We start from the raw sequence: 22,023 nt of genomic DNA on the forward strand, positions 1-22,023 counted from the left end.
TTTTCTCCTAAGTTAATACTTTCCTTGATTTCATATGTGCTTTTGGGTCATACAAGAAGCAGTGCATTTAGTTGGTTGCTAGTTCATATACTTGTAGACAGTAATCATTGGAGTCAGAAAATGTTTTTATATGAAAATCATTTTCACCATATATGCGTTCAGTAAATACGGCTTCACCATTGTTGACAAATATTTCGCATGAGCTTGTATCGATTAATATATGAACATCAATTATTTGATCAATATCAATTTGAGCCTCACGTATGAATGGATCGTTATATTTTTGTAGTGTCACTTTTTGAGTAATCGGATCAATGTTAAGAGAGAGTAAAATTGTATTATTACACATTAATTGTATTGCTACAGTATCGTTCTGTTTGAAATGAGCCCAATATTCAATATTTTTGGTAGGAAGATTAATCACGTTGGTTGTGACGGTTGACTCTTTTTTATCAACAATCATTTTTTTTCTTAAGTCGTTGAGTTCTTTAATGGGTGTCATATATAATTTATTTTTTCGAAGCTGTAGTTCCCTTGGGAAAGTTAATGCACCTGCCCAACCATCTTCTTGTTCAGGCATATCGCTTTCCCACATATTCATCCAACCAATAAGAATTCTTCTACCATCAGGTGCTAACAATGTTTGAGGTGCATAAAAATCATGCCCATGATCTAGTTCTGTGAACTGTTCATTCGTTAATTTATAGTTGTTTGTGTGCCAATCAAATGAGCCAATAAAATAACCTGTTTGAAATAAGTTACGATATTTAAGACCCACAGGCTGTATTCCTTGAGGAGAGAAAATGAGTATATCTGACTCGTTTAAAGAGAAAAAGTCAGGACATTCCCAAACAAATCCTTCTGTATTGGCCGATGTAGCTTTTGCTAATGGACCAAGATATTGCCAATCAGTTAGGTTATCAGAACGGTATAGTAGCACGCGACCTAAACCATCATTGCTTTTACTACCAATAACGACATACCACTTGTCATTGTGTTGCCAAATTTTTGGATCTCGAAAATCTGATGCATTATCTGCTGGTGGCAGTGCGATAACTGGATTTTGTGTTGATTTTTTAAAATGTATACCATCGGTACTGACTGCTAGATTCTGGTTTTGTCGGTAACTGTCAGGATTATTTTTATCCATTAAAGTGTGACCCGTGTACATTAAATAAAGTTTATCGTCTTTTACAATAGCACTTCCTGAAAAACAACCATCTTCGTCTTCCGAATCACCAGGGGACAATGCAATACCGAGATCTTCCCAATGAATCAAATCCTTACTACGAGTATGCCCCCAATGCATTGGCCCCCACTGTGCAGAATAAGGATGGTACTGATAAAATATATGATAATATCCTTTGAAAAAGCTCAAGCCATTAGGATCATTAATCCATCCAAAGGGCGCCATAATGTGAAATTTAAGTTTAAAACGATCGTTTGTCGTTTGAATATTTTGTTTTCTGTTCATAAATAACTCCTTCTAATAAATTACAATTTGTTGAAAGCGCTTCCAATATTTGAGGTCGACATCAGTATAACTGTTTATTTTCTGTATGTCAACCGGTACCATATAATCCATAGACTATATGGTACCGGTTGACATGATTTAATAAGCGTGTTAAAATTTCATTGTTGATATGTAAGCGCTTTCTTTTTATGAATGGTCACTTTATAAATAAAATGTAGGAGACTATGGAAATGATACAATCATACTTTAAAGATTTTCGAAATGTAGGATACCGTAATAGTTCATCGAGTATTTTTTTGATGTTTGCTAGTCAAGCAATTTGGTGGTCGTTCTTTCAATTGTGGTTAACATCCCCTAAAAGTGGTTTGTCACTTTCAGCAGGAGCTGTTGGTACAATATTTGCAGTGAATTCTGCTGTCACATTGATTTTAATGTTTGTTTACGGTACCATACAAGATCGATTAAATTTAAAAAACTATCTTTTAATCTTTTGTGCTATTTTAATTAGCCTTGTGGGACCGTTTTTCACGTGGGTATATGGTCCACTGTTACAACATTTCTTTACATTGGGAATTATTGTAGGAGCTATATATTTACCAGCTGCATTTTTGGGAACAGCACCCTTAACAGAAACATATGCTGAAAAAGCCAGTCGTAAGTTTGGATTTGAGTATGGAAAAGCACGTGCTTGGGGATCATTAGGTTATGCAGTAGCGACCTTAATTGCAGGTTTTTTATTTGTTATTAATCCGCTATTGAATTTTTGGGCAGGTTCTATTTTAGGTATTGTATTTTTAATTACTTTATTGATATCGCGTACGAATAAACATTCCGATGATGTTGAGGTGATTATTGCTGATGATAGTACTGTACCTAGATTAAAAGATGTAATAACAGTTGCTAAATTACCCGCGCTTTGGGTGATGATTTTTCTGACAATGTTTACATGGACATTTTATACCGTATTTGATCAGCAAATGTTTCCGCAATTTTATACAAGTTTATTTTCAACTGCCGAACAGGGAGAAAAAATGTATGGTATTTTGAATTCTGTTCAAGTTTTTTTTGAGGCTGTTATGATGGGTGTTATACCATTTATCATGCGTAAAATAGGCGTTCGGCAAACACTAATTATTGGGATGCTAGTCATGTCAATCCGTATCGGTGCTTGTTCGCTGACAAATGATCCAGTTGCTGTGTCGTTTATTAAGATGTTACATTCTATTGAAGTGCCACTGTTCATGTTGCCAATTTTTAGATATTTCACATTACATTTTGATACAAGATTATCAGCAACGTTATACATGGTTGGGTTTCAGGTGGCAGCGCAAGTGGGGCAAGTAATTCTTTCTACACCATTGGGCATGTTAAAAGATGCGTATGGACATAGTGTGACATTTATAGTGATATCAGTTATTGTACTGATAGCAACTGTTGTGGCTTCTTTCTTGTTAAAAAAGGATGAGGAAGATGTCTATGGTCAGCCGTTGATTACGACATGATATATGTGTAAATAAAGATACTAGTCAAATTATTTGACTAGTATCTTTATTTTAGTGACTATATAAACATATGAAAACTATATTTTTGAAGGCAGACGATGAAATTTTTTGATTGGGCTTCTCGTAGTAGCATGGGCAAAGTATATCTAGTTAAACGAACAACTATGTCGCATCAAGGTGTTTTTTTCAGTATAATTCGAAATTTAATCGTTAAATTTAATAAAAATATAATAACGTTCGTTTTTAAAGTATTTAGTATCGTGATTTAAATAAAATGTTTGTTAATAAAAGATGAATGAAAAATTAGCGGTCAAATTATTGTAAGAATGTTATTATTGTGATGTCATGAAAATATAAAATAAAATTTCATTTAAATACACGAACTATGAATGTCATTTTAATAAATATTGTTTCTTTTTTAACCAAATTATAACTAGGTGCCTATTATGTGAAATGATATACTAAAACCACTTATTATGAGGGAGAATGATTATGAGATTAAAATTTTTATCTGGTGTGGTGCCATTGGTTTTATTTGGATTTATTGTCACAAGTCATTCGGTCATTTATGCAGATGTCCAAATTACGAACAATGTTGATAATTATAGTAAGCCTAGCTTGGAACCTGATTATCAAAAAACGGACACAAGTAATAGTAAAGATATTGCAGTACAATTTCTAGGTATTAATGATTTACATGGTGGATTAGAGACAACTGGACCTGTAGATATTGGTACAAAAACGTATGAAGATGCGGGAACGGTTGGGCGTTTAGCAGCTTATTTAAACCAAGCCCAGTCACAGTTTAAAAAAGTTACAAAATCGGATAATAGTTTACGTATTGAAGCTGGTGACATCGTGGGTGGTGCACCGGCAAATTCATCTTTGTTGGCACATGAATCAACCATGCATGTTCTAAAAGCAATGAATTTCAAAATTGGGACGTTAGGAAATCATGAATTTGATCAAGGACTACCAGAATTTAATCGTATATTAACTGGTGGTGAGCCAAGTAGTCAGACAGATTCCTTGGTAAAAAAATACGCACACTATTCATCGGGCATCGACATGGTCGTGGCTAATGTTATCAACAAAAAAGACCATAAAATACCTTATGGTTATAAGCCCTACATCATTAAGACAGTGAAGCAAAATAATAAAACTGCTAAAATTGGTATTATTGGCCTAGAAACGTCAACGTTACCCAGTTTAACATTATATAAAAATTATAAAGATTATCAGGTACTCGATGAAGCCGACACGATTGCCAAGTATGACAAGATTTTACGTGATAAAGGCGTTAATGCAGTCGTAGTTGTTGGTCACACAGGTGTTCAGAGTAAAGACAAGACAACTAGTGGCCCGACAGTCGATATTTTACAAAAGCTCAATAAAATTGATCCAAATAATAATGTTGGGTTATATATCGCTGCACATTCACATCAATATGCCAATGCTCAAGTTGGGAATACACATGTCGTGCAAGCTGTCTATACAGGCAAAGCGTACGATAATAGTTGGGCTTATGTCAGTTCTAAAACTGGCAAATTCACTAAAGTATCAACACATGTTTATCCAGTATTATCGAAAAAAGACGATAGTGAGACCAAAGCTGATAAAAAAGTTGTGTCAATTGTGAAAGATGCCGATAAACGTGTGAAAAGTAAGGTCAACAATGTGATTGGTTATGCGGGTAAGGCAGAAACAATTACCGGACGATTGCATAATAGCGCAAGCATGGAAAACCAAGCAGGCGAGATGGTTGCTGATGCGCAGTTATTTGAGGCACAAAAGGCTGGTTTGAAGCCTGATTTTGCCTTTACAAACACTGGTGGTGTCAGATCAGACTTGGTTGTTAAATCTAATAAAGCGATTACGTGGGGATCGGCAATAGCGGTACAACCGTTTGGCAATATTTTACAAGTTGTTGACATGACAGGTGCGCAAATTCGTCAAGCGTTAAATGAGCAATATGATGAGGATCAACACTATTATTTGCAAATAGCTGGTCTAAGCTATAGTTACGCAAAGGATGAAAATCAAGCTTACGTTGTCAAAGACATATGGAACAGTCAAGGACAATTAGTTGCAGATGATCAAACTTATCGTGTCGTGATTAACGACTTCTTGCATGGTGCTGGGGATAATTTTCATGCATTTAAAGATACTAAGATAGTTGGGGCAATTGGTACGGATACAGAGACGTTTGTTAAGTATATTAAGGCGATGACCAAAACAGAGCATAAGGTTGTGGCGCCAACGTTGAATAGAAAAAAATTGGTTGAATAAAAAGCATCTTGTAAAAGATGCTTTTTTGATAAGGTTAATTATCCTTTGAATCGAACCGTAAACGTCAACACGCTGGCAATTGCTAAAATAACTGCGACAAACATGTAAGGTAAATTACTGCCGATATCCAAGAGGACCCCACCTAGTACTGGGCCAATGATATTACCAACACTGGTTAAAGACATGTTCAAACCGTTGATTAAGCCTTGTCGTTCTTCGTTTACATGTGATAATAATGTTGTGATCGCTGGACGTAGGACATCAAAGCCAACGAAGGCGATGAGTGTGGCGACAAAAACTTCCCATTTACTTTGCGACAATAGGATCCAAATAATTGCTAGAAATCCTGCTATGAAGCTGATACGAACGACCATTAGTTCGCCGATATAACGTACCATTTTTTCAAAAAAGACCACCTGAATAATTAATGATAGGAAACCGTTGACGACTAAGAACCAGGCAATTTCAGTTAAATTAAAGCCACGCACGTCATGAAAATAAAGGCTAAACATATTTTCAAATGCTGCTAGTCCAAATGAAGACACGAGAATCATCAGCAGTAACATGATGAGTGCGACAGACCAAAACTGACCGTTTAATTTGTCGTTATGAGTTTGCGTTGCGCTTTGTGTGATACGCAGTTTTTTTTCATCAGGCATAAAAATAATAAAGATGACAAAAGCAACTAACCCTAAAATAGCAGAACCAAAGAACGGTAAAGTATGGTCAATGTTAGCTAAGACACCACCAATACCAGGCCCTAAAATAATACCACCACTAAATGAAGCCGACAACCAACCAATCACACGGGCTCGGTTGGCACTTGTTGTCATGTTTGAAGCCAATGCAGTAATAGAGGGCATCGACAAGGCGGCCGCTAAGCCACCTAAGGCACGGGCGATGTTTAATTGCAAAAGTGAGTGGCCAATACCAAAAGCAAATAACCCTTCGGAAACGGCAAAAAGAAGTAACCCAGCAGCAATCAATGGTACACGGGCGAATTTGTCTGAGAAACGGCCGATGATTGGTGAGGCAATAAATTGGACAGCAGCAAATAACGCTGCCATGATGCCCATGTCAGTTGCAGTAAGCGACATATCTTCTTTAATATAAGGTTCAACTGGAATAATCAGACCAATACCAAGCATAATTAAGAGCTGTGAACCGACCAATAGCACTAAGGCACGTTGTTGGATTTTTGTCATGAGAAATGAGCACGCTTTCTTTCAATTTCGTAAAAAAGGGTATAAAAAAGAGGGCGTCGCATTGACAACGCCCAGTCTACATCCACTATTGCAGGATAACGCAAACACGATTTTAATCGCGTCAGTATTATTACTATCTCAGAACAGAATATCATCAAAAAAAGTTAATGTCAAGACAATCATGACGTACCAAATTTAATCAATATTGGATTAAAAAATGAGTAAAGATATGTCTTTGCGACGCGCAAACTGTTATTATAAAATAGTATGATTAAATGTAGTTAAAGAGGTAAACATGGGAACGAATCAAAATCTTAATCGGACAATGACTTTGATTCCGGCTATTTCAACAGTGGTCGGGACAGTCATTGGTGCTGGTGTGTTTTATAAAGCATCAAGTGTCGCTGATGCGACAGGATCAACAAGTATGTCATTGTTTGTATGGCTTGTTGGTGGCTTGATTAGTTTAGCAGCTGGTTTAACTGGTGCTGAATTGGCAGCAGCTTTGCCACAAACTGGTGGTATGTTAGTCTATATTGAACGTGCCTACGGCAAATTAGCTAGTTATTTATTAGGTTGGGCACAAATCATCATTTATTTTCCAGCCAGTTTGGCGGCCAAAGGTATTATCTTCGGCACACAAGTGGCTAACCTGTTTCATTGGGGATATATTGCCATTATTCCTTCAGGTATCGCAGCATTAGTCTCTGTAGCCGCTATTAATATGCTTGGTTCAAAAATTGCTGGGCAGTTCCAGTCAATCACCTTATTGTTCAAACTCATTCCATTAGCGTTGATCATTATTTTTGGTCTGTTACAGCCTGGTGGTGTTGATGTGAGCATTTTCCCTGTATCACCTGGACATGCTGTCGGTGGCTGGGCATCAGCTATGGGGGCTGGTCTATTGGCAACGATGTATGCTTATGACGGCTGGATTCATGTTGGTAATATTGCTGGTGAAATGAAGAATCCAACGCGTGATTTGCCTCGAGCTATTGCTGGTGGGTTAATTGGCATCATTGTGATCTACTTGCTTGTGAACTATGCTTTCCTACATGCGTTACCTTTTAGCGCTGTTCAGGGCAATGCCAACACTGCAATGGATGCTGCGCAACAGATTTTTGGCGGTTTCGGTGGTAAATTAATTACGATTGGTATTCTTATTTCCATTTATGGGACATTGAATGGCTATACGATGACGGGGATGCGCTTACCTTATGCTATGGCTTTGGAAAAAGGGTTGCCATTTTCTAACCAATTGGTTAAATTAAACCGTTTTCAAGTGCCTTATGTCGCAGGCATATTCCAACTTGTCTTAGCGATTGGCTTAATGTTTATGGGTGGGTTTGATATGCTCACGGATATGTTGGTTTTTGTGATTTGGTTATTTTACACATTAGTCTTTGTGGCAGTCATTAAGTTGCGCCATACAGAACCAGATCTTAAAAGACCATATCGCGTACCACTGTATCCGGTCATGCCAATCATTGCTATTTTAGGTGGTTTGTTCATCATTGTCATGACATTGATGACAGAATGGCAGTTGGCCTTGATTGGTGTCGGTGCTACATTAGCAGGCTTGCCATTATACTTTGTGATGCAACACCGTCAAAAATAAAAAATTTGTTGTCTTGAACTTAACGCGATAACTTGGACAGTTTGGTATGTCTATGTTATCGCTTTTTTGATAGCATAAAACAGATAAATAGTATGACTTGCATAACTGAAAATGTGTGTTCGACAGTGTCTAAAAAAATGTCTAAAAATCATGTCAGTTCATTCGTTTTATCTAATTTTCTTGGACCATTCATCAGCAGTAAGTTTTTTTGATATAATTAGGGTAACTTTGAGAAAAGAAGATGAGATCATGGCAGAAAAAAAGCTACTTTCGCCGCCAGTCGTTTATTTACTGGGAATTAATTCAATAATTGGTTCAGGTATTTTTCTGTTATCTGGCAAAATTTACCGCGATGCGGGGACATGGAGCCTATTGGCCATATTATTGGCAGGACTATCGATTTTTATCATTGCGTTTTCATACGCTAATATGAGTAAATTATATCCCGAAAATGGTGGGGCATTTATCTACGCTAAAGCAGTTTTTGGTCGTTTTGCCGGTTTCATTGTTGGCATGGTAACATGGTTATTAGGCACTGTGACAATGGCGACAGAGGTATCTGCACTTTTGACCGCGATCAAAATGATTTCGCCAAACATTAATACACGCATGATTGGTGTTATCATACTTGTCATATTAGGAATCATATCTTGTTTTGGTTCGGCGATTATTTCTGTGTTAGACAATGTGACGTCTTTAATTAAAGTTTTAATTGTGATTATTTTTATTGTAACGACCATTTGGCTTGTTAAGATAGCAAATTTCAATTTCTTACCTTTGGCACCGCATTCACTTTCAACTGGTTTAACGGGCTTTTTATCGGCATATGGGACTGTTTTCTTTTTCTTTACTGGTTTTTCATTTTTACCGGTTAATGCGGAAAAAATGAAGAATCCGGCTAAAAATTTACCAAAAATTATGAGCCTTGTCATGGTTACTTGTATCGTGATTTATGTGATTATTCAAGGTATTACCATTGGTGTATTAGGTCATCACTTGCCAGATACGATTGTGCCTGCGGCGACAATTTTCTCGGAAGTTGTTGGTGCCATTGGCATACCACTGTTTGTTATTAGTGTTTGTTGGTCAATATTTGGCGTGATTGTGGCCACAGCCTTTAATACACCCACAATTCTTTCTAGCCTAGCTTTAGATCATGAAGATGTACCCTTATTGGTGGCTCGAAAGAATCGCTTTGGGAGTCCAGTGCTAGCCGTCATGTTAACCACGGTTGTTGGTGTTTTCCTCTTTTTAACTGGTAATTATGTTTTTCTTAGTGGCTTAACCGTGTTTATGAGTTTTGTTCAATATCTATCAACAGGCTTAGCAAATATTAAAGCAAAATATCGTTGGATTGGTTTGGGAACTGTGTTATTCTCGCTCATTCTATTAGCATCATTTACACCACGCGTGTTGCTATTCGGTGTTAGCTTCATCGTGATATTATCTGTGATTTATTTATTTGTCAAAGTAGACGATGCACACTTAGACAAAATTAAGCAGCAAAAAAAGATACTCAAAGAAAGGCATGTTTAATCATGGCAAAAATTAAATTCCACATTGCATCACAGACTGAATTAGTGTTAGATCAAGTTGCTCAAGTTGGTGATATGATTGATTTGACTGATGAGCAAAATATTGATACCAGCATTATCAACGGTAAAATCGCCGATATTATCGCGGAGCGGGTTGCCCAAGCCAAAGAAGAATGGGCAGTGCAACAAGCGAAACAAACGGATATTGAGCTGGCTAATCATTTACAGACGCAAAAACAAACGTTACAAGTAACTATTAATGATAAAGAAAACCGGATAGTTGCGCTCGAAACGGAACTTAAAAGTATCGCGCAACAAAATGATGCCGAGCTAAAAACGCAATTAGTACAACAAGAATTAACCATGCAAACTACTTTAGCGCAAAAGCAAACTGAAATTGCTGAACTAGAATCAAAAATTGAAACGATTACCCAGCAAAGCCAATCTGAACTGGCAACACAACTGCTTAAAAAAGAAGCCGCAGTTCAAAGCGAGTTAGCGCAACGAGATCAAAAAGTGTCTGAGTTAACGTCACAGCTCCAATTGAAGGACCAAGAAAAGCAGCTACAGTTGGCTAACGTTCAAACTCAATATGAAGCGCAACTCAAAACTGCTAATGAACAAGTTGAGTTCTATAAAGACTTTAAAGCACGTCAATCAACTAAAGAGATTGGTGAAAGTCTGGAACAGTATGCGATGACAGAATTCAACAAAATTCGACCATACGCTTTTCCAAATGCTTATTTTGAGAAAGATAATACTTTGTCGGAGACCAATTCGAAAGGAGACTTCATTTTCCGAGATTTCCAAGATGGGCTAGAATTTATTAGTATTATGTTTGATATGAAAAATGAAGCTGATACGACTGCGTCAAAGCATAAAAATGCGGACTTTTTCAAGGAACTAGACAAAGATCGCCGTGAGAAAAAGACAGAATATGCCGTCTTGGTGTCGATGTTAGAAGCGGATGATGATCTCTATAATACCGGTATTGTGCAAATCAATGCGTACGAGAAGATGTATGTGATTCGGCCACAATTCTTCATTCAATTCATTGGGGTGTTGCGTAATGCAGCGTTGAATAGTGTGGCTTATAAGCAAGAGTTGGAACAGGTACGCGAGCAGAATGTTGACATCACGCATTTTGAAAGCGACCTAACTAACTTTAAAAGTGCTTTTGGTAAAAATTATCAAAGTGCATCAAAAAACTTTAAAACAGCTATTGATGAGATTGATAAGTCCATTGCACGTATGGAAGCCGTTAAACGCTCGCTCACGACATCTGAGAACCAGTTGCGTTTAGCTAACAATAAGTTGGAAGATGTGAGCGTTAAGAAGCTGACAAGGGGTAATCCGACGATGAAGGCGAAGTTTGATGAGGTGGGTGAATAAAAAATAAAAAAACGTACTGATATAAAGTTGAACTGAACCCCTGAGTTGGAGCAAATCAAACTCAGGGGGTTCAGTTCAAGTGCGTTTTTTTATGTGGATCATAATTAATCAAAATGTTTGTTAGCAAGTGATACGATGTAGTGAGAAAAATTAATATGATCATTGAACGGTTTCACAACGTCAAAAACTTCTCCGCCAGCTTGTTGAAAGAGATCATGATTCTCAATTTGAATTTCTTCAAGTGTTTCTAAACAATCAGCAACAAATGCGGGTGTTGCAAATAGAACGCGCTTAACGCCTTGTTGAGGTAATGATAAAAGTGTGTCGCTTAGATAGGGTTGCACCCATTTTGTGGGGCCAAAACGTGATTGAAAGACTTGAGTGGTATTATCACGTGTTAATGGCCCAATACGTTCTAGAACCCCTTGTGTTGTTTCTGTACAATGATCAACATATGGGTCACCATGGCGAACATATGATTGGGGGATGCCGTGATAACTCATAATCAAACGATCATAGTTATTATTGTTCCACGCCTCACGAATAATGTTGGCCAATAAATCGAGATAAGCATCATCATTGTAGAATGACTTGATGATCTTAATCGTGTGGTCTGTTTGATGCACCTGATCAATAACTGATTGTGTCGATGTGACGGAATACTGTGGGAATAAGGGTAGTACAATAATATCTTCAGCACCAGATAGGCGCATTTCGGCTAGCGTCTCAGCAATATTTGGTTGGCGATAAGTCATTGCATAACGAACAATCCAATCAGGTTTGAGTTCCTGAATTTGTTCAGTTTGTTTTTTAGTATAGACCATTAGTGGTGAACCATCTTCACGCCATATTTTTTGATAGCGTTTCGCTGATTCAGGTGCCCGTTTGGGCAAAATTTTACCTCTTAAAATAGGTTGCCAGAGGAATTTTGGCATTTGAATGACGTTAGTGTCTGATAGAAATTCTTTCAAATATACTTTGACGTCATCTGGATCTGGAGAATCTGGGGTACCGAGGTTGACTAGCAGGAGACCTTTTTTGCTCATAAGTAAAACATCCATTCTTGATTGATGTTTAATACTATAACGAATAAACCTTGTGAAATATATAGTTATCTGGATTTGACATATGCTTGTTATATTTTAAAACATTAGTCTATCGATGGCTAACAAAACCTAAACTTTTGTTATAATGAGAGTAATTGTATTGGAACGATATAAGGAAATGAAGTTATTGATTTATTAATAAAAAGGAAATATTGTATGTTGGTCTTGAAAGAGTCTAATTATTATAATGGGATAAAAAATTTTTTTATAGCGTATTCAAGGAGAAGAGTATGAAAGAATATAATGCCGGCATCGTTTCAACTGCATTTTGGTATGATGAATTTCGACAATATTTACAATTAATTAACTCAGGACTCACAGTAGATGAAATTCGGCAAAAGGCGATTGAGCAAAATGTATTCTTGGCATCAACACCACCACGGGCCAAACGCATGGTTGGCGCGTTGGCGAGACGTGTTGAGTCATTGGATGCAGATGAAAAAGAGTTATTTGTTGCGTTAGACATTCCAAATCAAAAAGCACTTAACCTAGTTGCCATTATGAATACAAATAAATTGATTAGAGAGTTTATGTATGAAATTTATCGAAACGAATTAATTTTGGGTGATAGTGTCATTGAACCACATGAATATGTGGCTTTCTTTAACAAAAAGCAATCTGAAAGTGCCGAAGTTGCGGCATGGACAGATAAAACAGTGCACCGTATGAAAGGAATAATACATACTTTTTTAATAGATGCGGGGTTAGTTGTTGAAAAAAATGGAAAAGACTATATTAAAAGACTACAGTTGAACCGTAGATTACGTCAATTATTTATTAATAAAGGGCAGCAGAGACTAGTTGATTCATTAACGGGAGAAAATTGATGGATATTTTAAATGAACGCTTTGACAAGCTGAAATACAAATTAAATGATGAAAATTTTCGACATAATCGTGGACTAAGCAATGAACTTGGTTATTATATTTTTCCTTATGATGCCAAAAGGGAAGAGTTGAAGGTCCGGGAATATGTAAAAGAGTTAGTGAGTAAGTATTCGACTTCACAAGATGGGTTTGAGATACGTGAATTCAATTTATATCAAATTGTGATGAACATTGTTGACGAAGAAGAATTTCAAGAAGGACTTGAATCAATTGAAGAAGAATATGGTATAGGTGGTGTTATTTCTCAAATAGCCGAAAGTCTTGGATTGGATGAGGATGATAACGAAATTGTGAATTATATTGATCGTAACACTACAAAACATAATGAAGTAGTATTTTTAACAGGAGTTGGTCAAGTATTTCCATTGTTACGTTCCCATAAGATACTGAATGTCCTACAACAAAAGTTAGACAAGGTACCGTTGATTATGTTTTTTCCTGGATCATATAATGGACGGTCACTAGATATCTTCAATGTTGTCCATGATGACAACTATTATCGTGCTTTTAAATTAGATTAGATTGGATAGAAAAATGGAAATTAAGCAGATATTTAACAAACAAATTGATCGTGATATTCAGGGTGTTATTAAAGCTGAACAAGTTGAAAATGATATCGTTCAACAGGATTTAGATGAATACGTCGTGACAAATGAGCTGCAAAAACATTTTAACAGTTTTTTTTCAGCTTATGCGCGGTCAATAGATAATAAGACTGATAAAATTGGTGTCTGGATTTCTGGTTTCTTTGGTTCAGGTAAGTCACATTTTTTAAAGATTATCTCTTATTTACTTGAAAACCGCGAGATTAATGGATATCATGCGATTGATTTCTTTCATGACAAGATTCAGGATCCGATGGTATTAGCTGATATGCAGCGTGCTGCGAACATTAATACGGATGTGATGTTATTTAACATTGACTCAAAAGCCTCGTCAAATAGTAAATCTGATAAAGAAGCCATCATGCATGTATTTATGCAAGTATTTAATGACATGCGTGGGTACTATGGCCCTAATTTGCATGTTGCTGATTTGGAAGAAGATCTTGACAAAGAGGGCAAACTTGAGGCGTTTAAAGTTGCCTACCAGAAAGCCGATTCAAAAAATGAACCATGGGAAAAAGGTCGTCGATCAGTAGTTCTAAAGTCAAAAGCAGTTAGATCTGCATTGATTGAAGTTGGTAAGTTTGATTCTGAAAACTTGGCGGATGAATGGATTAAGTCGACTAGGGCTGAATATTCGTTAAGTATTGAAGACTTTGCAAATCGTATCAATGAGTATCTTAATTCAAAAGAAAGAAATCATCACATTGCTTTTCTTGCTGATGAGATGGGCCAATATATTGGTGACTCACGCGACCGCATGTTAAATCTCCAAACAGTTGCGGAAGATCTCGGGCGGTTAACGGATGGTCGTGCATGGGTAATTGTTACGGCTCAAGAAGAAATTGATAGCCTAGCTAAAGCTGACATGATGCATATGGCTGATTTTTCTAAAATTCAAGGTAGGTTCGACACGCGTATTTCTATGTCATCTGCAAACGTAGATGAAGTTATTAAGAGAAGGTTGCTCGAGAAAAAACCGGAAGTGGCAACCAACCTAACAGCCATTTATGCTTCGGAAGGAACATCAATTGATAATATGCTTCACTTCAATGATGATGCTGAACGAAAAGTTTACAAGAATGCTGATACATTTAATGAAGTATACCCATTTGTCCCATACCAATTTAATTTAGTAGCAGATGTGCTACGTGCTATTCGTGATAATAGCATCAACGGAAAGCACCAATCTGAGGGTGAGCGTTCAATGCTTGCGATGTACCAAGATGCTGCTCGAATGATTGAACAAGAGGAAGTTGGCAAGCTAGTATCATTTGATATGTTTTATGATCCAGTAGATCAGTTCTTAGACCATATGTACGCCAGCGTCATTGTTAAAGCGTCCCAAAATGAGCACATTAATCCTAATCATGAGGATAATACTTTTAATGTGCGTGTTTTGAAAACCTTGTTTTTGGTTAAATATGTAAAAAACTTCAAGACAAACGTAGAAAATATTGTTAGTTTGATGATCGGCAATATTCGTACTGAACGTCTGACATTAGAAAAAGAAATTAAAAAAGCTCTAGGCATTCTGAAAACAGAAAATTTCATTCAAAAAAATTTAGATACCTATGAGTTTTTGACAGATGATGAGCAAGATGTCAATCGAGAAATCAATAAAAAATATGTTGATCCACAAGAAATACAAGCAGAAATTGGTACCCGAATTTTTGGATCAATTATTCCTGTTCGTCATGCCTATAATTTGCCACAGCTGGGGAAGGCACACAATAATCGATATGTATTTGGTTTTGTGAATAAAGTTGATGACCGTATCATTGGACGTAGCTTACAAACCGAAATGGATATTCAAATTGTAACTAAATTCAATGACATTAATGGTATTGAAGAAAATCTGCGCATGGAGAGCACTGGAAACAGTATTATTGTTGATTTACCAACTCAAACAACATTTACTGAAGACTTACGTCGCGGTAAACAAATTGAAATGTTTATAAATGAAGCACATGCACAAAAGTCAGCTAGAAGTATTGAAACAATTATTATTGCTAAACAAGCGGAAAAAGAAGCAATTTATGACGATATTAATTTGAAGATTGAACGAGCACTGAATGAAGCCACAATTTATATGAATGGTAAACCAGTGGAAAATACTAAAGCTGATTTCGAAACACGAATTGGTCAAGCAATGGATGATTTGATCAAACGTGTTTACGGTAAGTTAGAGCATATCACTGCTGCAAAAGGCCCGAATGATTTGGCCAAAGCCTTGCGTAAAGAAAAACCTGTCCTTGAACTAGATGTTGAAGACACAGAAAATGAATTGGCGCTAGATGATTTGAAGACGTATATTCAGTTAGCTGGGCAAGTTTCATTAAGGAACGTCAAAGATAAGTTTGCACTAGCACCTTATGGATTCATTGATGATGATATTAATTGGTTGATTGGTAAGCTGTTCATGGATGGCAAACTGACAGTATCTATTAATGGCGAAATAATGAGCTCTGTTACGATAAATGATAGACTTGTGTTTGATTACATTACTAAAAAACAATATCAGGATAAGTTATTATTAATGGTCCGCGAGGCTGTGTCGGCTAGGTTAAAGGGTTCTGTTAACGAAGTAGCAGATAATTATTGGGGTCGTTCAATAAATGGTGAAGATGAAGAAATATATCAAACTTTCTCAAGGCTCGCAAACGAAAAAATTAATGACTGGAACAAATATCGTGCGTTTGGCACTGAGTATCCAGGATCAAATGTATTGAGTCATGCCATCAAAGCATTTTCAAGTATCACTAGTATTAAAGACATCAATGAGTTTTTCCAATACGTCGATCGAGAATTGGATAGTTTATTGGATATTTATGAACAAGAGGGACTCCCAGATGTAGAATCCTTTTTTAACGGTAATAACGGCCAAAAGGCCATTTGGGATCGGTCTCTAAAGTTAACACGTGAATATGAAATTAATGCTGTTTATCTTCAAGGTGATCAAGAAATTGCAACCATCTATGAACAAATTAAAAGTTTGCGTAACAATATTAGACCCTTTAATAATATTAAAAATCTCAAGCCTCTAAACGATCAATTGGACGAAAAGCTTAGTACGCGTTTAACAGAGGATCAGAACCAAGTTGTAAAAGAAATTGAAAGTTATCGACTCAGTGGGTTGTCATATTTAGAAGAATCAGGTTTGATTGATGAACAAGTAAATAAATTTGAATTTCTACAGAAAGTTGATTCTGCAAAACAAGCTGTAATTGACGCTGGTAGTTTGAATAGTGTTCATGCGGAAGGGGAACGGGCTAAGATAGCCAAGCAAAACTTTGAAGATAGAATTGACGCGATAGCCCGAGCTGCTGTTGCGTCCAAAAAAGTAGTTGATATGACTAATGATGATCAACCTCAAAAAGTGGTGGTTGATCCAGTTTCAACAGTCAAAACGAAAATTCAAAAAAGACGTAATGCTAAGCAATTAGCGGGAATTGAGTCATCATGGACGATAAAATCAACTGATGATATTAATAATTATCTTGATAAGTTACGCGCGAGTTTAACTGCCGAACTTGAAGGAACTGATGTTGTTCACTTTGAGCTCTAATTTATAGGGAAAAGAATTGTGGATAAGACAAAAATTAAAAATTTTGCAATTGATGCTAGACGTCAGTTGATTGAAGAAATCACACTTAAGGCACGTTTGATTGGCATCAGAAAAGATGGCATTCAAGAGCCAACCAACGAAACAAATCAAATCCAATTTTTTGGTGAGTATAGTATTAGCGGGGATGATATTCAACGCCGGCAAAAATTGGTGGCAGAGCTTAAGAAACGTAGTACGGGTAAAAAGTTAGAAGAAGTGTTACCTGTGTTTATTGAAGAGATCGCCTACACATGGTTTAATCGTTTAATTGCCATTCGATTTATGGAAGTTAATCGTTATTTACCAAGCCGTATACGTGTTTTGTCTTCTGAAACACCTGGTCAAAATCAGCCTGACATTATTACTGAAGCGTTTAACTCTGATTTGAAATTTAATGCTACTGAAACAGAGCAAATAAAATTCGCTCTTCTTAATCAAACAGTCGACGTGATGAATGACTTGTACAAAATGATTTTTATTAAGCAAGCCAATAAATTAAACGACGTCTTGCCACAACTATTTGAAAAAATTGCTGATTATTCTGAATTATTATTCACACCTAATTATACGGATGTTAATGGTGTGATTCACAAACTAGTTAATGATATTGATGAAGCTGATTTTGACGTCAATAAATCTGGTCAAGTTGAAATTATTGGCTGGTTATATCAGTATTACAATGAAGAGCCTAAAGCCATCGCTTTCAAAAAGTCTAAATACACGGAATCAGATATTCCAGCTGTTACTCAATTATTCACACCGGATTGGATTGTAAAATACCTGGTAGAAAACTCTCTAGGTCGATTCTGGATTGATCATTTGCGAACTGCTGGAGATAGTCGTTCGGAAAAAGAGATTTCAGAAACATTCAACTGGTTTTACTACATGCCCGCTACTGAGCAAAGTACTAATATAACTATTCAAATTGCTGACGAAGACATTTCAAAATCGGGAATTACAATTGAAAATATTAAGTTCATTGATCCTGCAATGGGGTCTGGTCACATACTAGTCTATGCCTACGATGTGTTCATGCAAATTTATGAATCATTAGGATATTCACTGGTTGACGCTGCAAAGTTAATCGTTCAAAAAAATATATATGGGCTGGACATCGACACTCGAGCTTTTCAGTTAACCTATTTTGCAATAATGATGAAGTTGCGAAAAGATGACCGCCGTGCATTAACTCGTGATATAAAACCAAACGTGTTTGATGTGCCAGAAAGCTCAACTATTGAAATCGACGTACTTGCAACATTAATTGACAAAACAGAATCAACGAACAAAGCACAGTTACGCAAAGATTTAGATAATTTAATCAATGCCTTCAAATATGGGAATGAATATGGATCGTTAATCGATTTTGATAAAACATTGAACTGGAATGATCTTCAGCTGTTAACTAACCCCAATCTTGCTCAAGGACAATCAACACTCGAAACAATTAATTTACCTTTATATCAGAAAAACTTAGCTGACCTTATTAAAGTAGGAATGTTACTCTTTCAAACATACGAAATCGGTGTTATGAATCCACCGTACATGGGTTCGGGTAAGATGGATACGATTCTCGGAAAGTATGTTAAAACTAAATTTCCTCATTCAAAGTCAGATTTATTTGCAGTCTTCATTGAACGATTAGGTAGCATGATAGCTAAACATGGTTACTATGCTATGATTACTCAGCACTCATGGATGTTTCTATCAAGTTTCGAGCAATTACGCGCAATGTTGACCAAACACACATTAATTAACCTCGCACATCTTGGAACCCGTGCGTTTGAGGAAATCGGTGGTGAAGTGGTTCAAACAGTTGCTTTCGTTATGCGAAAATCTTCTTTAAGCGAATATGTTGGAACATATGAACGGTTAGTTAATTTTGATTCGCAGCAAAAGAAGGAAATTGGGTTTACTGAATCAGTTAAAAATTCTAATGTAGATTATCTTTATCGAACTAACCAAGCGAATTTTAAAAAGATTCCTGGTAATCCAATTGCGTATTGGGCGTCTTCAAAATTGCTGAAATCATTTAATGACAACATATTATTGCAAAATATTGGTGATTCTCGTAATGGCTTGCAACCCAAAGTAACCAGTCGTTTTGTAAGACAATGGTATGAAGTAGAATACTTGAATATTAACTTTAAAATTGAGTCTATTACGCAGACAAATAATTCTACTGAAAAATGGTATCCATATAATAAAGGCGGTGCCAAACGAAAGTGGTATGGAAATTATGATTATGTCGTAAATTGGAAGTTCAATGGATCAGAAATTCGTAGCATTAAACGAAATGGAAAACCATACGCTGTCATCCCCAGTCAAAAATACTATTTTAAACCCTCATTAACATGGCCAAAAATTACATCAGGAACATTTTCTGCTAGATATCGAGTGAAAGGAAGTATCCCTGCTGATGCTGGAAACTCTACATATTTCAAAAATTTGTTTGATTTGAAATACGTGCTTGGTGTGGTCAATACTAAAGTCGGCGATTATATTTTGAAAATGCTAAATCCCACTCTTAATTTACAAACCAGAGAATTTGCCTCATTGCCAATTATAGAACATGTAAATAAAAATGCAGTTGCTGAAACTGTTAATGAAAATATTAAAATTACTAAAACTGACTGGGATTCCTTCGAAACTTCATGGGATTTTACCCAACATCCACTCCTTTCAAAAATCGATGAACATAATCGAAATTGGACAGTAGAAGCTGTATACGAATCATGGGCTGATGAAGCGCAAACGCGATTTGATCAACTGAAAGCAAATGAAGAAGAGTTAAATCGAATTTTTATTGATTTATATGGGTTGCAAGATGAGCTCACCCCAGAGGTAGAGGATAAGGACGTTTCGGTACGTCGTGCCGATCAGAATCGTGATATTAAGTCACTATTATCTTACTTTATTGGTTTGGTGTTTGGTCGATATTCATTAGATGTCAAAGGTTTAGTTTTTGCTGGTGGTGAATTTGACAAGGCAAAGTATCAAACGTTCATTCCTAATACCGATGATGTTGTGATGTTAACTGATGCTGATTATTTTGGTGATGAGCGTGATATCATGTATCGCTTTAAAGAATTTTTAGCAACTACATTTGGTGAAGGTAACTTAATTCAAAATCTTAATTTTATTGCTGATGTTTTGGGTGGAAAAGGTAAGCCCGAAGAAGTAATTCGAAATTATTTCTTTAAAGATTTTTTCAAGGATCACGTACAAATCTACAAAAAGCGTCCAATTTATTGGCAATTAGAATCTGGAAAATTAGGTGGATTCAAGGCACTAATTTATTTGCATCGTTATGATGAAAATACAATGGCAATGATTCGTACCAACTACCTCAATGAGTTACAAAACGCGTATGAAGCACGCCTGAGCACATTAACTAATTTGATTGATAATGCTACTGACACTAAATCTAAGAATGGGTACGAAAAGCAACGTGTCAAGTTAACCAATCAGCTAGATGAGTTAGTTATGTTTGAAGATAAAATTGCTTATTTGGCTAGTAAACATGTTGTCCTTGATCTTGATGATGGTGTTGTGGAAAATTATAAAAAAGTTCAATCTGATGAAGATGGCAACTTGCTGAATGTGTTTAGTAAGTTAAAGTAAGCGGTTTAAATAGAACATACGTTCGTATTTGTTGGAGTTATCATGGTATAATAAATTATCAATCAGATGAGGAATACTATGACAAATGTATTATCACACTCCTTAAGAGTGAAACCAGCTTTAACTCTTTCTGAACAGGTAAATAAGCTGAAACAAAAGTACCGCCTAGAAATACCAGATGAAGACAAAGCAAAGAAAGAACTTTTGAACAAAAATTATTTTGATTTAATTAATGGTTTGGAAGAACTGTTCCCGTCTGGAGTGGCAAAGAACGGCAAGCCTAAATCATTTGAATCGTATTCGTTTGACGATTTTTTGCTGTTATACGATTTTAATATATAGTTTAGAACGTATATGTTACGTATTATTGCCGATTTTGAAATTAAATTGAAATCGGTGTCTTCGTATTACTTTACACAAGCTTTCGCTTCAACTCAGTATGGTACTTTAGCGTACCTAGATGAGAATAATTATGTAAAACGAACAGAGTATCTTGATTGCCAGTTAGCTGATCATTTTGAAAATTTTTTCTTTCTGGATAATACACGGAATGTAAGCCCACAGTTTCAAGCTTACGTAAAACCAGAGCAACCATTAACAGATATTCTTTACAGAAATAAGAATTTGCGCAAAGAGATGATTGCAAATTCTCTGTTAGTTCCTTATCAAGTACCACCGTTATGGGTTGTTGTGAAGATTCTTGATTTTGGAAAATTGTATCATTTTGTAGCGTATATGAAGGATAACGTTATTGCTAAAATACGCAAGGAGATGGGGTTTGAAAATTATACAACCTATGAATTTTTAAGTGTATTACAAATGGTGTTGGCGCTACGTAATACACTAGCGCATTTTCAAATGGTTAATAAGTTTTCTTTTCAAAAACCAATTGCGCAAAACTTATTGTCGAAACTTCGAGCACATGACAGTCGACTAGTTACAGATTTGACGCAATTACCATTAGAAGTATCTATCTTTGATATTACTCGGCTACTAAATAAGTCTGTCGAAGTATCAAGCCTTAATCAAGCATTTCAGGTAGTAGAAATCTCACCATACTTACCTAAACAAGAGAAGAATGTGTTAGTTCGTAATTTGCTTACTTCTATGGGAAATGGGGAGCCTTCTGATTGGAAGTTCTTGACAAGTAATTAAAGAATTAGTATTATTATTATATAG

At 36.1% G+C, this 22,023-nt stretch carries 14 protein-coding genes; 11 read left to right on the forward strand and 3 right to left on the reverse strand.

From position 1 onward, the window contains the following. Nucleotides 1–67: 67 nt before the first annotated feature. Nucleotides 68–1,474, reverse strand: coding sequence for a glycoside hydrolase family 32 protein (locus K5Q14_RS07745; protein ID WP_220735224.1), 1,407 nt, complete (start codon nt 1,472–1,474; stop codon nt 68–70). A 224-nt stretch (nt 1,475–1,698) separates the two neighbouring features. Between K5Q14_RS07745 and K5Q14_RS07750 the strand changes: the two genes are divergently transcribed. Then, entirely contained in the window at nt 1,699–2,976 is a 1,278-nt protein-coding gene (locus K5Q14_RS07750; protein WP_220735225.1) for an MFS transporter, read from the forward strand. A 492-nt stretch (nt 2,977–3,468) separates the two neighbouring features. Beyond that, on the forward strand, nt 3,469–5,265 hold the full coding sequence (locus K5Q14_RS07755; RefSeq protein WP_220735226.1) for a bifunctional metallophosphatase/5'-nucleotidase: 1,797 nt from the start codon (nt 3,469–3,471) through the stop codon (nt 5,263–5,265). 38 nt (nt 5,266–5,303) lie between these two features. Here K5Q14_RS07755 and K5Q14_RS07760 read toward each other — a convergent pair whose 3' ends face one another. Continuing rightward, a complete protein-coding gene (locus K5Q14_RS07760; RefSeq protein WP_220735227.1) occupies nt 5,304–6,470 on the reverse strand; it encodes an MFS transporter in 1,167 nt (388 codons plus the stop codon). A gap of 295 nt (nt 6,471–6,765) precedes the next feature. Here K5Q14_RS07760 and K5Q14_RS07765 point away from each other — a divergent pair, with 295 nt between their 5' ends. The 3 genes from K5Q14_RS07765 (at nt 6,766) to K5Q14_RS07775 (ending at nt 11,015) form a co-directional block, all read left to right on the forward strand. After that, the gene (locus tag K5Q14_RS07765) at nt 6,766–8,088 is read left to right on the forward strand and encodes an APC family permease (protein ID WP_220735228.1); all 1,323 of its coding nucleotides are present in this window, start codon (nt 6,766–6,768) and stop codon (nt 8,086–8,088) included. Nucleotides 8,089–8,337: 249 nt separating this feature from the next. After that, complete coding sequence (locus K5Q14_RS07770; protein WP_220735229.1) at nt 8,338–9,624, forward strand: APC family permease; 1,287 nt, start codon at nt 8,338–8,340, stop codon at nt 9,622–9,624. 2 nt (nt 9,625–9,626) lie between these two features. Beyond that, entirely contained in the window at nt 9,627–11,015 is a 1,389-nt protein-coding gene (locus K5Q14_RS07775; RefSeq protein ID WP_220735230.1) for a DUF2130 domain-containing protein, read from the forward strand. A 104-nt stretch (nt 11,016–11,119) separates the two neighbouring features. Here the strand turns inward: K5Q14_RS07775 and hemH are convergent, their stop codons facing one another. Then, complete coding sequence (gene hemH / locus K5Q14_RS07780) at nt 11,120–12,061, reverse strand: ferrochelatase (RefSeq protein WP_220735231.1); 942 nt, start codon at nt 12,059–12,061, stop codon at nt 11,120–11,122. 290 nt (nt 12,062–12,351) lie between these two features. On the opposite strand from hemH, the gene K5Q14_RS07785 reads away from it, so the two are divergent. The 6 genes from K5Q14_RS07785 to K5Q14_RS07810 all read left to right on the forward strand — a co-directional run bounded on the left by K5Q14_RS07785 (nt 12,352) and on the right by K5Q14_RS07810 (nt 21,999). Continuing rightward, the gene (locus tag K5Q14_RS07785) at nt 12,352–12,948 is read left to right on the forward strand and encodes a DUF1819 family protein (protein WP_220735232.1); all 597 of its coding nucleotides are present in this window, start codon (nt 12,352–12,354) and stop codon (nt 12,946–12,948) included. Next, entirely contained in the window at nt 12,948–13,529 is a 582-nt protein-coding gene (locus K5Q14_RS07790; RefSeq protein WP_220735233.1) for a DUF1788 domain-containing protein, read from the forward strand. Before K5Q14_RS07785 ends, K5Q14_RS07790 begins: the two co-directional genes overlap by 1 nt. Nucleotides 13,530–13,542: 13 nt before the next feature. Continuing rightward, nucleotides 13,543–17,181: a BREX system P-loop protein BrxC gene (gene brxC / locus K5Q14_RS07795; protein ID WP_220735234.1), complete on the forward strand. Its 3,639-nt coding sequence runs from the start codon at nt 13,543–13,545 to the stop codon at nt 17,179–17,181. 18 nt (nt 17,182–17,199) lie between these two features. Continuing rightward, nucleotides 17,200–20,844, forward strand: a complete 3,645-nt coding sequence (gene pglX / locus K5Q14_RS07800) for a BREX-1 system adenine-specific DNA-methyltransferase PglX (RefSeq protein ID WP_220735235.1) — start codon at nt 17,200–17,202, stop codon at nt 20,842–20,844. A 78-nt stretch (nt 20,845–20,922) separates the two neighbouring features. Next, nucleotides 20,923–21,186: an Abi family protein gene (locus K5Q14_RS07805; protein WP_220735236.1), complete on the forward strand. Its 264-nt coding sequence runs from the start codon at nt 20,923–20,925 to the stop codon at nt 21,184–21,186. Between the two features lie 12 nt (nt 21,187–21,198). Then, nucleotides 21,199–21,999, forward strand: a complete 801-nt coding sequence (locus K5Q14_RS07810) for an Abi family protein (protein WP_220735237.1) — start codon at nt 21,199–21,201, stop codon at nt 21,997–21,999. Nucleotides 22,000–22,023 lie beyond the last annotated feature (24 nt).

The organism is Leuconostoc inhae (assembly GCF_019656015.1).
Classification (GTDB): Bacteria; Bacillota; Bacilli; order Lactobacillales; family Lactobacillaceae; genus Leuconostoc; species Leuconostoc inhae_A.

What these genes read in the sequence shown, in the direction of transcription:
- K5Q14_RS07805 (WP_220735236.1), top strand. Translation starts at nt 20,923, where the DNA reads ATGACAAATGTATTATCACACTCCTTAAGAGTGAAACCAGCTTTAACT.
- K5Q14_RS07760 (WP_220735227.1), bottom strand. Translation starts at nt 6,470, where the DNA reads ATGACAAAAATCCAACAACGTGCCTTAGTGCTATTGGTCGGTTCACAG.
- K5Q14_RS07770 (WP_220735229.1), top strand. Translation starts at nt 8,338, where the DNA reads ATGGCAGAAAAAAAGCTACTTTCGCCGCCAGTCGTTTATTTACTGGGA.
- K5Q14_RS07755 (WP_220735226.1), top strand. Translation starts at nt 3,469, where the DNA reads ATGAGATTAAAATTTTTATCTGGTGTGGTGCCATTGGTTTTATTTGGA.
- hemH (WP_220735231.1), bottom strand. Translation starts at nt 12,061, where the DNA reads ATGAGCAAAAAAGGTCTCCTGCTAGTCAACCTCGGTACCCCAGATTCT.
- K5Q14_RS07790 (WP_220735233.1), top strand. Translation starts at nt 12,948, where the DNA reads ATGGATATTTTAAATGAACGCTTTGACAAGCTGAAATACAAATTAAAT.
- K5Q14_RS07750 (WP_220735225.1), top strand. Translation starts at nt 1,699, where the DNA reads ATGGAAATGATACAATCATACTTTAAAGATTTTCGAAATGTAGGATAC.
- K5Q14_RS07810 (WP_220735237.1), top strand. Translation starts at nt 21,199, where the DNA reads ATGTTACGTATTATTGCCGATTTTGAAATTAAATTGAAATCGGTGTCT.
- brxC (WP_220735234.1), top strand. Translation starts at nt 13,543, where the DNA reads ATGGAAATTAAGCAGATATTTAACAAACAAATTGATCGTGATATTCAG.
- K5Q14_RS07785 (WP_220735232.1), top strand. Translation starts at nt 12,352, where the DNA reads ATGAAAGAATATAATGCCGGCATCGTTTCAACTGCATTTTGGTATGAT.
- K5Q14_RS07765 (WP_220735228.1), top strand. Translation starts at nt 6,766, where the DNA reads ATGGGAACGAATCAAAATCTTAATCGGACAATGACTTTGATTCCGGCT.
- K5Q14_RS07775 (WP_220735230.1), top strand. Translation starts at nt 9,627, where the DNA reads ATGGCAAAAATTAAATTCCACATTGCATCACAGACTGAATTAGTGTTA.
- K5Q14_RS07745 (WP_220735224.1), bottom strand. Translation starts at nt 1,474, where the DNA reads ATGAACAGAAAACAAAATATTCAAACGACAAACGATCGTTTTAAACTT.